This is a genomic window from Enterococcus sp. DIV1726a (assembly GCF_051710985.1).
GTDB lineage: Bacteria > Bacillota > Bacilli > Lactobacillales > Enterococcaceae > Enterococcus_B > Enterococcus_B hirae.
This window is the reverse complement of record NZ_JBIOLS010000001.1, coordinates 1,582,734-1,597,273: the sequence shown is the minus strand read 5'-3', so window position 1 is coordinate 1,597,273 and position 14,540 is coordinate 1,582,734. Positions and strand designations below refer to the sequence as shown.

Genomic DNA, 14,540 nt, shown 5'->3' with positions numbered 1-14,540 from the left:
ATGATTTTCTAAAATATGAGGAGCTATTTTAAAAAATCCTCTCTTATTCGCTCGGAGCTAAACGCTTCTTTCACAGCCTCTTGCTAAACGGTGTTCAAAGTGCTGACCCTCGGTAATAAGTCTAAAAATCTCAAAACATGAGGAGCTGTTTCGAGATTTTCTTCCTTATTACTCGGGTCAAGACGCACTTTTCACAACCTCTTTTATGTGATTTGAAATTGGCTATTATATAAACTAGCATAAAGTGTTGGTTTGCTTAATAGTGACTGATGAGTTCCTTGTTCAATAATATTTCCATTTTCCATCACTAAAATCAAGTCGGCATTTTCAATCGTAGATAACCGATGGGCGATGATAAAGCTGGTTCGGTTTTCTGTGACAGCATTCATTGCTTTTTGGATCATTGCTTCGGTGCGGGTATCCACGCTGGAGGTTGCTTCATCTAAAATAACTACGGAAGGATTCACCAGCAATACCCGAGCAATGGTCAATAGCTGTTGTTGTCCTTGTGACAACGAACCATTTTCACTTGAAATAATCGTATCATATCCTTCAGGTAACGTACGGATGAAATGATCACATTGGGCAATTTTGGCAGCCGCAATGATTTCGTCTCTGGAAGCTTGCTGTTTCCCATAAGCAATATTATCTGCCACTGTGCCTTCAAAGAGCCACGTATTTTGCAAAACCATCCCAAAGTGTTTACGTAACTCACTACGAGAGAATTTCGTGATATCGATTCCGTCGAATTCGATTCTTCCATGGTTTAGCTCGTAAAATCGCATGAGTAAATTGACTAATGTCGTTTTTCCTGCCCCAGTTGGTCCCACGATTGCAATTGTTTGTTTTGGTTTAGCCGAAAAGTTGACATTTTCCATCAAGATCTTATCTGGACTATAACCAAATCGAACATCTTTGAACTTGATTGAACCAGCAGGCTGGTCAAGTGATGTTGTATTTTCGTGATCAGAACGCTCATTTGGTTCATCCATAATCTCAAAGATACGATCAATCGCCGCCATAGCAGATTGTAACGAATTGATGACATAAGAAGCGGTCGAGATCGGTTCAGAGATTTGATTGATGTACTGCAGATAAGCTTGTAACAATCCTAGTGTGAGTCCACCAGATATTACTAAGATCCCACCTAAGACAGCACTTAAAATGAACGCTGATTGATTGATCAAGCGAATCGCTGGATAGATGGCAAAGTTCATGAATTGCGCTTTTTTAAATGCTTGGTACTGTGAATGATTTACTTGACGGATCGACTCGATCGCTTGATCTTGTTGATTGAATGTTTTGATGACCAAGTTACCTGCAAGATATTCTTCCACTTTATTATTTAATGAACCTAGTTCTGTTTGATTGTCATCAGAAATCTTTTTGTTTTTATTCGCAAAGAGTTGAGTGACCCATGAACTACCAACGATCAATAAAAGAATCAGTAACGTCAATTTGCTGTCAATATAAAACAGCATCAAAATTGAAAATAAAATCGTTACGATGGAAGTGAAAAATTGATTGATCCCTGTTAGCAAGACTTGTGCTAGTTGATTCAAACCAGTCGTTGTTCGGCTGATGATATCTCCTACCTGATGCTGATCAAAGAAGGCCATTGGTAATGTTTTGAATTTCTTGGTCATTTCTTTTCTAACATTAAGTGTGATTTTTTCACTCAATGAAGCCATTGCGTATTCTTGAATGAAAGAAGTAATACTACTTAAAAAAGAAAAAACGAGTAATAAAACAACAGGGAACAAAAGGGCATCCTTGACATCATGAAATGTCATTTCAGCAATCCCGATCGTACGGATTCGACTTAAAAGCTGATCGATACCAACGCCCATGATCATCGGCATTGCAACGACCATCAGGTTACCGATTAAACTACATAATAGTAAGCCATAAAATGTTTTGTGATCAGATTGGATCATTTTCCAAAAGCGGATCAAACTATGTTTATTCATTTTTACATCAGTTGTTTTCATATATTCCCTTCTTTCAAAATCCCTTGTGATTTAGCAAATTCCTGATAAGAAAGACAAGTAGCAAGGAGTGTTTCGTGAGTTCCTTGTCCCACGATTCGGCCATTGTCTAAAACGATGATGTGATCAGCGTTCATGATTGTACTCAATCTTTGAGCCACAATGATCAATGTCTTATCAGCCATTTCTTCATGGAGGGCTGTTCTTAGTTTTGCATCCGTCTTGTAGTCCAAAGCAGAAAAGCTATCGTCGAAAACATAGATATCTGCTGGTTTGATGAGCGCTCGTGCAATACACATCCGTTGTTTTTGTCCGCCAGAATAATTATCTCCGCCTTGTGCAACAAAACTAGCTAATTTTTTGGGCAATTTATCCAAAACTTCCTCTAATTGTGAAATACGTATAGCTGAGGTCAATTCTTCTTCTGTTGCATGCTCATTGCCCATTTGCAGGTTTGATAAACTTGTTCCACTAAACAGAAACGCTTTTTGCGGAACATAGCTGATTTTTGAGCGAATCATTTCTTGTGTTAATTGTTGAAGTGGTTGCCCCCCTAATGTAATCTGTCCACTGGTCACATCATTCAAACGAAGGAGCAATTTGGCTATTGTACTTTTACCAGAACCAGTTCCGCCAACGATGGCAGTTGTTTTGCCTTTAGGTACCTTAAAATGGATATCTTCCAATACAGGTTCTGAATCTTTGGTATAACTGAAAGAAACGTGTTCAAAAGATAACACATGCTCATCATCCATATTCAGCGAAGCTGTTGATGGATTTTCCGGATCAATGATCTCAATAGGTTGATTCAACACTTCTTCGATCCGCCGAAGAGAGGACATCGATTTTGGAACGACGACTAACACCATAGCTGCAGTCATTAGATAAGCCAACGTGAGCATCGAATATTCGACGATGGCAGTAACAGTCCCGATCTGTAGTGTACCTTCACTGACCAACGAACCACCAAACCAAAGAATGGCGCTGTATACGATCCCCATTAATAAAAATGCAATCGGAGTGACCCAAGCAAATACGCGATTGACTCGGATCATCTGTGTGGCATACTTCTCAAATGTTTGATTGGTGCGCTTCTCCTCATAGTCTTGATTGTTGAAGGCTCGAATCATATTCACACCTGTAAAAAATTCCCTTAAAGTCACTGTGATACGATCCATTTTTGGTTGAATACTGAGAGATAGAGGGGTTCCTTTTTTCATTAAAATGTAAATAACGACAGCATAAATAAACACAGAAATCAATGTAATCAATGTCAATGTCATGGAATATTGAAGCATCATGACAATTGTAAACACCGCAATGATTGGTGCAGGTAAGATCATTTGACAAAAGAGTACAATCATTTGTTGGATATTATCTACATCATTAGTCATTCGAGTCAGGAGTGAGGCACTTCCAAATTCATCTGCATCTTTCATCGATAATTGTTGGAACTTATCAAAATAGTTTTCCCTTGTTTGGTAGCCAAATTTTGCAGACACTAGTGCAGAAAAATAGCTAGAAGCAATCGCTGAAAAAGTACCTAGCAAGGCTACGAATGCCATTTGTAGACCAATGGTATAAATTTTACTGTTTTGACCAGTAACTATCCCTTCATCAATTAATGTTGCCACTAATTTAGGAACACCAAGTGTACCAATGATTTGTAAACAGACGAATAAAAAAGTCATGCCTACGATTTTTTTATTCTTCCATAGGAATTGTTTAAGTAATGTCATTTTGTTTCCTCCTTTTACTAGACAATAATGAATTTTACACCTTAAAGTTACTTGAAGGTCAATAGAAGAAGCGGTAAAATTAACAAGAGGTGAGCGGAAATGCCAAAACTTTACACGATCGGAGAAGTCTCGGAACTACTAAATGTACCAAAGTCAACGATTCGTTTTTGGGATGAGCAAGGGTTAATCCATTCTCTACGCCATGAAGAAAACGGGTATCGGATGTTTAATATTGATGATATTTTTCAGATCTATGACATCAATTTCTATCGAAAATTAGATGTTCCAATCAAACAGATGAAAAATTTATATGGAAAAACGATCGAAGAACATTATGCAACGATTGCAGAAACAGAGCAGCGGATCAAGCAAGAAAAAATAAGTCTGCAAAAAAAACATGAAGAAATCTTGGCTCGAAAAGAACAATTAAAACTTATGATTGACAATCGAGGCATTACCAAAGAAACAATTCCTTTTGCGGCAATCGTCATAGTGGATTCCGACGACATTTTAGATTCGAAAGCCTATCTTGAAAACTATGCCAGCTTCGGTGGGTATTTTGATTTTTCGCTGAGCGATGAAATGATTTATGGCTTCTGTACAGACCAAACATCAGCCACAATTTCACTGTCTAAAATTGTTTGGTACAATCAGCCTGGTAAAACTTATCATCGATTTTTATTACAAGTGGAAGTCAATCATACCGAAAAGAACAATATCGAAGAAGTAAGATTAACATTAGCTCAACGAGGGTATCAAACAGGAAATGTGATTGGACAGTATCTGCTAACGAAGCAAACGGAAGAAGGAGTCTATCATGAATATTATTTAGGATGGATCGAAAGCCAAAAAGTAGAAGCTGATTTAACAAATGAGGATAAGCAAAAGTAGACGAAGAAGGAGCGGGAAAGGATAGTTATCTCGCTCTTCTTCGTCTATTTGGTTAGGATTTATCAGGGTTAAAACTTTCTCTAATGATTAGTCGTGTAGGATAAGTGACAATGATCGGTTCATCTCTCAAACCATCGATTCGCTCCACCGCTAATCGAACAGCAGACTGACCAATGGCTTTTGCATTGATCGCTACACTTGTTAAACTAGGAGATAAATCAGCAATCGCCTCGATGTTATCGAAGCTAACTAGAACGATCTCTTCTCCAATTTTTCGATTGTCTTTTTGTAATGCTCGATAAACACCTAATGCTAAAGGATCGCTACCGATCAAAATGGCCGTCGGTAAATCATGTTTTTGTTTTTCGAGAAGTTTGGTCGCTAACTGCTCTCCGGATTCCTCTGTCCATTCTCCTAAATAATAATTGATCTGTTTGGTCAAATGATGATCTTGCATGAAATGGCGGTAGGCTCTGAGCCTTTTTTCATTCTCAGTTGTTGATTTCCGACCAGCTTCGTTAATATCGATTTGATAACCACCAATATAAGCGATGTTGGTGTGCCCATTGTCTAAAAAAAGTTCTAAAACAGATTTAGTCATTCGTTCGAGATCCCCATAGACCATATCCACTTCTTGTTGGATATCTGGATTATCTACTACAACTAATTGTCGGTTCTGTTTCAATAAATCGGCGATTGCACCTTTATCGATCGTACCGACTACGATTATAGCACCTAATTGATCCAAATCTTTCCACTCGGTCGGGTTATCCGACATATTATAAATTCGATTCATACCGATATGGAGTCGGCTGGCTTCTTCTTCTAGACCTGCTCGTAATTCTCGATAATAAATATCTTTTTCTTCGCTGGCTTTACTGATTGCTGAAATGACACCGATGGAAGGACGGCGTTTTTTAATATATTTTCGCTTGTTGATATCATAATTTAATGTGGCAGCTGCAGTGAAAATCCGTTGACGAGTAGCAGCAGAGACACTGATCGTTTTGTCTTCATTCAAAACTCTTGAGACCGTAGCAGGTGAAACATTGGCTTTTCTTGCGACATCTCTAATTCCAACCATAAAATGGCACCCCTTACAAAAAAATAAAAATTTTTATTGACATATTTGTTTAGTAAACAGTATACAGGAAATGTAACAAAAGTAAACGGTTACTATTTATTTGAGAGGTGAAACAATGGAACAAGTGATGAAGAATCAAAGAGCAGCTTTAATCACATTTGACGAACAGGAAAAAGTATTTCATCTATCCAATTCAGAAATTTCCTATATTCTTCAAATTGAAGAAAGTGAAGTTCTGGCTCATGTTTATTTTGGTAAAAGAACGACCCATTATCATAATCATAAAAAATATCCTCGCAGAGATCGCGGCTTTTCTGGGAACGTCCCCTTAAATGAAGATCGAACGTATTCAAAAGATACATTACCACAAGAGTATTCAGGGCACGGAGGGATGGATTATCGATTACCTGCCTTGATGATTCGTCGAGAAAATGGATCAAATCTGCTTGATCTACGTTATGAAAGTTTTCAGATCCAAGAAGGAAAGCCAAATTTATCTGGATTACCGCAAGCGTATATCAAGAATGATACAGAGGCAGAAACGTTGATCGTGACGTTGAAAGATCGTGAAGAAAAGATTTACGTGGATCTTTCCTATACGATTTATCGAGAAAGAGCAGTGATTACACGTTCGCTGAAGGTAAGAAATGAAACCAATGATCCAGTGATGATTGAAAAAGCAGCCTCTTTTCAACTTGATTTTACGAATTCAGGCCGGTTTGATGAAGTGATTGCCTTACCAGGAGCGCATGTCAAAGAACGGCAGATGTCTAGACAAAGCATAACAGATGGCATCAAATCATTTGAAAGCCGTCGTGGTTCAAGCAGTCATCAGATGAATTCATTCATTGCCTTGACAAATCATGCAACAACTGAATTCACAGGGGAAGCGATTGGGATCCATCTTGTTTATTCGGGAAATCATTCCTTTGAGATTGAAAAAGATGCCATTCAACAATTTAGAGTGATCGGGGGGATCAATCCCTATAATTTTTCTTGGGAGTTACAACCATATGAAAGCTTCCAAACACCGGAAATACTCTTAACTTATTCTGATCAAGGGTTGAATGGGATGAGTCAAGTGACCCATCATTTATTACGGGAACGAGTAGCAAGAGGGCAATTTCAATACCAAGAACGTCCGATCCTAGTCAACAATTGGGAAGCGACTTATTTTGACTTTACGAGCAAAAAGATCGAAGCGATCATTGATGAAGCAAACGAATTAGCGATAGAGATGTTTGTTTTAGATGACGGCTGGTTTGGGAAAAGAGATTCGGACCAATCTTCTCTAGGAGACTGGTTTGAATATCAAGGGAAATTGAAAAATGGCTTAAAAGGGATCGCTGACTATGTTCACCAAAAAGGACTAAAGTTTGGCTTGTGGGTTGAGCCTGAAATGGTTTCCAGCGACTCTCAATTAAATCGGGATCATCCCGAATTTATGATGAAAGAACCAGGTCGTCAACCATCGGCTTCTAGATCTCAACACGTCCTTGATTTTACCCGAAAAGAAGTCCGGAAGACGATTGAAACACAGTTACGGCATTTGTTAGACAGTGTGGAGATCGACTATATCAAATGGGATATGAATCGATCGCTATCTGATGTCTATTCGGTGTCATTGGGCAAACAAAACCAAGGGGAAGTTTTGCATCGTTATCTATTAGGATTATATGAGATGATGGAAAACTTAACAAACGACTATCCTCATATCCTTTGGGAAGGATGTTCTGGTGGTGGTGGACGGTTCGATGCAGGGCTGCTTTATTATATGCCACAGTCTTGGACTAGTGACAATACAGATGCGGTTGAACGTATCAATATCCAATATGGGACAAGCTTAGCTTATCCTATTTCAGCTATGACTGCCCATGTATCAGCTGTTCCTAATCATCAAACGGGTCGAGTCACCAGTTTAAAAACACGTGGAGATGTGGCCATGGGCGGGGTGTTTGGATATGAACTCGATCTAACAAAATTATCTAGTGAGGAAAAGCAGGAAGTAGCCGCACAGGTAGAATTTTATAAAAAAATCAGACAGACAGTCCAATATGGTGATTTCTATCGTTTACAAAATCCCTTTGAGCAAAATATTGCTTCCTGGGAATTTGTTTCAAAAAACCAACAGGAAGTCCTCTTATTTATAAATCGTCGGTTGGCAAATGCACAGCCCGAATTTCATGAGGTACGCCTTGTTGGACTAAGCGAAGAAAAACTATACCAGAACCAGATAGATGGCAAAGTATATTCAGGATCGGAATTAATGACAATAGGTCTTTATTTCCCGGATTTTTATGGCGATTTTCAAACAGAATTGATTCATTTTATGAGTATAGACGAAGGAGAATAGAAAAATGAACGCATTGATTGAATGGTTAGATGATCCGCAAGTGTATCGAGTAAATCAAAGGAAAGCCCATAGTGATCATGTTATTTATGGTTCTAAAGAAGAAGTGGAAACAGGAAACACCAGAATCCAATCGCTGAATGGGAAGTGGCAATTTTGCTATTCCCGCAATGCTTTAGAACGTCCAGTGAATTTTTTTGAAAAGGAATTTGATAACAGTGGCTTCGATCAGATTGATGTTCCTAGGCATATCGAACTAGCAGGATACGACAAGATCCACTACATCAATACGATGTATCCATGGGAAGGGCATGAGTTTAGACGTCCGGCTTATACAACCGCTGGTAAGGAAGAAGCCGAGGGGATGTTTTCTCAAGCCGAGTATAACCCAGTTGGCTCATATGTGACGAACTTTACTTTAAATGAAGAAATGAAAGAAAAGGCGATCACCATTCGATTTGAAGGTGTCGAACAGGCAATGTATGTCTGGTTAAATGGGCACTTTGTCGGCTATGCAGAAGATTCTTTCACGCCTTCTGAATTTGATTTAACTCCTTATCTGGAAGAAGAGAATCGTTTAGCGGTAGAAGTCCATAAAAGAAGTAGTGCCGCTTTTCTCGAAGACCAAGATTTTTTCCGTTTCTTTGGGATTTTTAGAGATGTTTCATTGATCGCCAGAGGGAAAAATCATATAGAGGATATGTGGATCAAACCTCAAGTTGATCCCTCTTTTCAAAGCGGTTGGGTAGATATCGACTTGACTATTGAAAATCTTACTTCAAACGGAAAGCTACGTGTCCGACTCCTCAATTGCAAAGGAGAAGAGATCCATCAAGAAGAAGTGGGAATCGAAGAACAAATCTCGTTGCATATTCCAGTAGATAAAATTACTTTATGGGATCATTTTCAACCCAATTTATACACCGCCGAATTTGAAACGTTTGATGATACTGGGGTGACGGAGTATAGTTACTATCCATTTGGTTTTAGAAAGATCGAGATCAAAGAGCGGATCATTTATTTGAATGACCGACGTTTGATCATCAACGGTGTCAATCGACATGAATGGCATCCTGAAAAAGGAAGAGCTATCGATTTGATGGATATGAAGAAAGATCTAGAAATCATTAAACATGCGAATATCAATGGGGTTAGAACCTCACATTATCCAAATCAAATCCCTTGGTATTATCTTTGTGATCAGGCGGGGATTCACTTGATGGCAGAGACCAATCTGGAATCTCATGGTTCTTGGCAAAAGATGGGCGCGTTTGAGCCGTCTTACAATGTACCGGGGAACGTTCCTCAATGGCGGGAGATCGTTCTTGACAGAGCACAGACAAATTTTGAGACATTCAAGAACCATACGAGTATTTTATTCTGGTCTTTAGGAAATGAATCTTACGCAGAAGAGAATATTCGTTTGATGAATGATTACTTTAAAGAAAAAGATCCCGATCGCCTTGTTCACTATGAAGGAAATTTCCCTAATCCTGCATTCGAAGATTCGATTTCTGATGTCAAGAGTTGCATGTATGCTACGCCAACAGATATCTGTGATTACCTTGAAAATGATGGGAAAAAGCCTTTCATTTTATGTGAATACATGCATGACATGGGGAATTCGTTGGGAGGATTGAATTCTTACATGGAATTATTAGATCGATACCCAATGTATCAAGGTGGCTATATTTGGGACTTTAAAGATCAAGCGATTCAAGTGATCGATCCATTGACGAAACAAAAAGTAATGAGATACGGTGGGGACTTTGATGATCGTCCAAGTGATTATGAATTTTCAGGTAACGGGATCGTCTTTTCTGATGGTCAAGAAAAACCGGCATTACAGGAGGTAAGGTATTATTATGGAAAATACAGCGATTAAAATGAAGATTATTTATGGAGATTGTACATTTGCTTTAAAAGGTGAAGGATTTCATTATATCTTTTCCTATACAAGAGGTGGGTTGGAATCCTTAAATAAAAATGGGAAAGAATGGTTGTATCGAGAAACGCTGCCGACGTTTTGGCGGGCTTTGACGGATAATGATCGAGGGAATGGGTTTGGCTATCGTTCGTCCATGTGGCTAGGGGCTGGGATGTACCCGAAAGTAAAAAATGTTCAAGTTTCCATTGATCAAAAACCAATCGGACAGCCAATTGCTCCGATCAATAATCGCTATTCCAATCATGAATATGCGCAATCAGCAGCGATCAAATTCACGTTAGAAATCAATACGGTGCCCAAAACAGAAGTCATAGTCAACTATGAAGTACAATCTGATGGGGAAATGAAAATTTCTGTCTTTTATCATGGACAGCAAGGGCTGCCTGAATTACCTTTATTAGGTTTTCGCTTTATTATGCCAACCAAAGCGAAATATTTTGAATATGAAGGACTATCAGGAGAAACGTATCCAGATCGAATGGCAGGAGGAATCGAGGGTACTTATAAAGTAACTGGTTTACCAGTGACTCCCTATCTCGTGCCACAAGATTGTGGTGTCCATATGAAGACGAAATGGCTAGAAATCACTAGAGATTCTACGATGAATAATGCGGATCAAGGAAAGGAGGAATTTTCATTACGCTTTGAACAAGTGAACGGCGATTTTGCATTTTCAGCTCTCCCTTATAAAGCCGAAGAATTAGAAAATGCTACGCATCTTGAAGAGTTACCACCAGCTAGAAGAACCGTCTTAGTGATTCAAGGGAAGGTACGTGGTGTAGGAGGAATCAACAGCTGGGGAGCAGATGTTGAAGAAGCGTATCATATTTCAGCGGAAGAAGACCATGAATTTAGTTTTATCGTGAAGTAAAGGTCGTGAAAGAAGCGGTCAGCTCCGAGCAAATAAGAGGCAATTTTTTAAAACACCTTTTCATGTTAAAAAAAATTTAGGCTTATTTCAAGGAGCTGATGCTTGAATGCTGTCTATCTAGAGGAAGGATTGATAGCTAAGTATCGGGAAAGAACAATAGCTTTTCATATTATTAGCAGACATGAAAAATATAAAACCATAGACAAATAGACGTTGCTTTTCTAAAATCATCTATCTTAGAAGGGCAGCGTCTATTGCTTATAAGTATCAACTAACTGAATTGTTTATTTTTGGATTAACTGATTAATGGCAATGTGATTTTTACCGTTGTACCAACACCCATAATCGATTGGATCTGCAATCCATACTCTTTGCCGTAAAGCAATTTGATTCGTTCGTTCACATTCTTGACTCCGATTCCAGAAAAATAGTCCTTGTTTTTTTTCTTTTGATTTGTATCAAATCCATCACCGTTATCTACGATTTCAAAGATCAATTGTGTTTCATGAATTTTTCCGAATAAAGTAATAAACCCACTTTTTTTTGTTTGAAAAGCATGTAAAAAAGCATTCTCGATAATTGGCTGGATCATCATATTGGGCACTTTAAAAGGGTATAGTTCATCGGGGACCATGATCCGAGTGGCGATATCATCACCATATCTCAATGAAAGAATATGGATATAGCTTTGCACACTTTTTAATTCTTCTTCGACAGTGATTGTTTCTGCTTTTTTCCCAATGGTACTTCTCAACAAATCAATAAAATGATCGATTCCATGAATTGCTTTTTGATTTTCTTTTTGCCAGATCAAAAATTTTAGACTAGTTAACGTATTGTAGATAAAGTGAGGCTGGATTTGGGCTTGCATCGTTTGAATCTCTAATTGGCGTTTTTTCTTTTCGTTTTCAATTGAAGTAAAATAGTTCTCATCGATCGTTGTTAATAGTTGATTGATTGTAGTGCCTAAAGTCTTTGTTTCGTAGGTCCCTTGAACGTCTACTTGGGTATTATTAGGAATTTTTTTGATATGTTTTAAGGACTGAATCAAGGCATAAATCGACTTCGTCTGACGGTTCATATAGCGAAAGACAATAGCACCAACTACCATTAAAGTCATCAAATTAAAAAGGACGATCGGAACAATCAGTCCCATTTGATTGACTAGTGAACGAATATTTACTTTACTAATCAAAGCTAAGTTTTGTCGATATAATGGAACACGTGTTAAACGATTATAATCAACTGTTTTTGTTTCATTGGTATTTAAATCATTTAACAAGTTGGTTTTGGCACCAATCATGCCAGTTTCATTGGAGGTAATGATTTGATTTGCTTCATTGATGAGATAGATTTTGGAGACCTCCGAATGGATCGTTTCATTGAATAAATTCGCTAGCTCATCTGCAGTTATCGCAATGACAGCATACCCATAAATATGATTCAACGAGGAAGTCAATTTCTTAATGAATAGGATGCTGCTTTTTGTTTGGTCACGAGTAGTCAAACCAAAGTCGACAAAGAACATTTGGGTCGATGCTTTATGTGCCTTTGCTTTTTGTACGACATCAGATCTCATGAATGCCGCAGCATCCATACTGGCAAGCATCTCGTTTCCAACGAAGGTATGTCCACTTTCACCATAGATCATCAGATCGTAATTGATGGAAGGAGAGATCGAAGTAAAGCTTCGGTTCATTTGTTGGATCGTTTTTACATTTGCGTAGTTATCTAACGAAGAGTGCGGATCGTTAGAGAAATAATTTTCGACTGCAGGGTTGTTAGCGACCATCGTTAAGGTATTTTCGATATTATCATTCAATCGTTCAAAATCACGTTGTATTTTGCCAAGCGTTAGTTCATTCGATTTATCAAATAGATGGATATAAGCGTTTTTGGATCGATCATAAATGAAGAAGGACAGAATAATCGCTTGAGTAAGAAGCGCAATGACTAGGACAACCAGTAGTTTTGTAACTAGTTCATACTCTTTGAATTTTTTCTTCATGTTTCAAACTTCCTTTTCGATATTGAGAAGGATTTAGCCCAGTTTCTTCCTTGAATACTCTTGAGAAATAACCAAGTTCAGCAAATCCTACTTGGTAAGAGATTTGTGAAAGTGGCTCGGTTGTCTCAAGCAAAAGCCGTTTCGCATGTTGTATCCGGACTTTTTTTAGATATTTAGTGAAGCTAATCCCATATTTCTCGGTAAACATGGTAGATAAATAACTATAGGAAAAATGAAATTTTTCGGAGATGATTTGCAAGGAAATATCTTGATGATAATTTTCTTGAACATAATCATAGATCGCTGTCAGAATTTCTGAGTTTTCATTCTTTTCCGGCGTGCTCCAACGCATCAATTGAGTGATGATTTTAGTAAACGTAATGGAAAAATCTTCGATGGTGGCGACGTTCGTTATAAGTGTTGGTAACGTAATTTTTAATGTCGTCAATTCTTTCGTCCCTTGACCATCTTCTAAAGCATTGATGAGTGCGTAGAGACGATTGATTGTTTCGTGTTTTAAAAATAAAGGGTCAATTTTTAAAGCGATCAGAGTCTCAATCGCTGATTTCATTTCTCTGATAGCGGATACATAATCTTTGTTGACAATCTTTGTTAAGTAGCTTTTCGTGCTCTGATCAAAGTGTGGAATCAAAGGGACTAATTGTTCTTCCGATACAACACCAGCACTTTTCTGATAAAAACGTTGTCCTTTGCCTAATTTTTTTAATCTTTGAAAACAATCGAACAGCTCACTTAGCTCTAAACAAGGGGAAATAATCAATAATGCATCAGATTTTTGCGCATATTCACGCAAAGAAGTCTGAATTTGTTCGAAACAATCCATGGACGAAACATTTAGTAAGCAACCATATTCATAGTCGAGAGTGGTAAAAGGCTGACAATCAATCCAGAGTTCAGCTCGTTCTTCGTTACTTTTTAGAGAAGCTAGTGGAGCTAAATCATCCATTTCGCTATAGACGATGTAAAATAACGGGAAACGAAAAGGATCGTTAGATATCGTTGTTTTTTGTCCAGAGAAATATTGTGTTAAAGCACTATCTAGAGAGAATTTAGAGTCTAGATTTTTTTGGCCTTTTTTAACCAAATGGTTCAAAGCAGAAAGCAGGTTTTCTGGATTCAATTTTGGTTTAAGTAAATAATCGGATACGCCTTCTTTAAAAGAGTCTTTCACTAGTTGAAACTCATCATGGCTTGATAACACTAATATTTGAATATCAGGCTTGCTTTTTTTTAGGAGGCGAGCAAGTTCAATCCCATCCAGTTCAGGCATGATAAGATCAGTAATGACAATATCAATATCATTAGAATGAATAGAGAAAAAATCAAGCGCTTCCAACGAGTTTGAAAAAGCGCCTTTAATTTGGAATCCGTGGTTTGACCAATCAACCAAATTGGCTATGCCATGTAAGATTGTTTTTTCATCGTCGATCAATAATAAATTAATCAAGCTTGTTCCCCCTTTTAAACAGTTTCTCTTTTTAAAATACGGTTTAATTGGCAGAAAAGCAAGATGAATTACTCAAAATAAAAAAATTTGAAATCTAAATTTGTGATTTTTTCTTATTTTGGGATATTTTTTGGAACTCTTTTAGAAATTAAGAAAACGATTACATTTTTTGGTATGATTCACATGTAAAGAA

Annotated in this window: 9 protein-coding genes; 4 read left to right on the top strand and 5 right to left on the bottom strand. The window is 37.8% G+C overall.

The genetic code is table 11. The annotated features are described in order from the left end of the window. Nucleotides 1-203 precede the first annotated feature (203 nt). Entirely contained in the window at nt 204-1,991 is a 1,788-nt protein-coding gene (locus IGJ27_RS07170) for an ABC transporter ATP-binding protein (protein ID WP_178305904.1), read from the bottom strand. After that, the gene (locus IGJ27_RS07165) at nt 1,988-3,727 is read right to left on the bottom strand and encodes an ABC transporter ATP-binding protein (RefSeq protein WP_373191445.1); all 1,740 of its coding nucleotides are present in this window, start codon (nt 3,725-3,727) and stop codon (nt 1,988-1,990) included. Before IGJ27_RS07165 ends, IGJ27_RS07170 begins: the two co-directional genes overlap by 4 nt. Before the next feature lie 99 nt (nt 3,728-3,826). Between IGJ27_RS07165 and IGJ27_RS07160 the strand changes: the two genes are divergently transcribed. Further along, nucleotides 3,827-4,618, top strand: coding sequence for a MerR family transcriptional regulator (locus IGJ27_RS07160; protein ID WP_178305905.1), 792 nt, complete (start codon nt 3,827-3,829; stop codon nt 4,616-4,618). Nucleotides 4,619-4,670: 52 nt separating this feature from the next. On the opposite strand, the gene IGJ27_RS07155 is transcribed toward IGJ27_RS07160, so the two are convergent. Further along, complete coding sequence (locus tag IGJ27_RS07155) at nt 4,671-5,702, bottom strand: LacI family DNA-binding transcriptional regulator (RefSeq protein ID WP_053766792.1); 1,032 nt, start codon at nt 5,700-5,702, stop codon at nt 4,671-4,673. A gap of 115 nt (nt 5,703-5,817) precedes the next feature. Here IGJ27_RS07155 and IGJ27_RS07150 point away from each other — a divergent pair, with 115 nt between their 5' ends. Genes IGJ27_RS07150 through IGJ27_RS07140 form a run of 3 tightly spaced genes read left to right on the top strand, consistent with a single transcriptional unit; the run spans nt 5,818 to nt 10,871 of the window. After that, nucleotides 5,818-8,055, top strand: a complete 2,238-nt coding sequence (locus tag IGJ27_RS07150; RefSeq protein WP_063627206.1) for an alpha-galactosidase — start codon at nt 5,818-5,820, stop codon at nt 8,053-8,055. A gap of 4 nt (nt 8,056-8,059) precedes the next feature. Next, nucleotides 8,060-9,937, top strand: a complete 1,878-nt coding sequence (locus IGJ27_RS07145) for a glycoside hydrolase family 2 protein (protein WP_178305906.1) — start codon at nt 8,060-8,062, stop codon at nt 9,935-9,937. Then, nucleotides 9,918-10,871, top strand: coding sequence for a beta-galactosidase small subunit (locus IGJ27_RS07140; RefSeq protein ID WP_178305907.1), 954 nt, complete (start codon nt 9,918-9,920; stop codon nt 10,869-10,871). The genes IGJ27_RS07145 and IGJ27_RS07140 overlap by 20 nt, the downstream gene beginning before the upstream one ends. A 295-nt stretch (nt 10,872-11,166) precedes the next feature. Here the strand turns inward: IGJ27_RS07140 and IGJ27_RS07135 are convergent, their stop codons facing one another. Together IGJ27_RS07135 and IGJ27_RS07130 are read right to left on the bottom strand one after the other, a co-directional pair. Beyond that, on the bottom strand, nt 11,167-12,879 hold the full coding sequence (locus IGJ27_RS07135; protein WP_010737706.1) for a cache domain-containing sensor histidine kinase: 1,713 nt from the start codon (nt 12,877-12,879) through the stop codon (nt 11,167-11,169). Then, a complete protein-coding gene (locus tag IGJ27_RS07130) occupies nt 12,854-14,347 on the bottom strand; it encodes a response regulator transcription factor (RefSeq protein WP_115233171.1) in 1,494 nt (497 codons plus the stop codon). The genes IGJ27_RS07135 and IGJ27_RS07130 overlap by 26 nt, the downstream gene beginning before the upstream one ends. Nucleotides 14,348-14,540 lie beyond the last annotated feature (193 nt).